This is a genomic window from Tenacibaculum piscium (assembly GCF_021390715.1).
Taxonomy (GTDB): Bacteria; Bacteroidota; Bacteroidia; order Flavobacteriales; family Flavobacteriaceae; genus Polaribacter; species Polaribacter piscius.
The window spans coordinates 135-413 of sequence record NZ_JAJGWT010000006.1 but is presented as its reverse complement, the minus strand read 5'-3'; positions in this window follow the sequence as shown (position 1 = coordinate 413).

The window sequence follows — 279 nt, the reverse complement described above, 5'->3', positions numbered from 1 at the left end:
CTTTTACAGCTCCAGTAAATCAAAATATTCATTGGTAAATACTCACTTTTATAACTCCAGTAAATCAAAATATYSATTGATAAACACTCGCATTGCTACTGGAACAGCTCCANWAAATCAAAACATTCATTGGTAAATAYTCACTTTTACAGCTCCAGTAAATCAAAACATCGATTGATAAATACTCGCATTGCTACTGGAACAGCTCCAGTAAATCAAAATATTCATTGATAAACACTCACATTGCTACTGGAACAGCTCCAGTAAATCAAAACATCG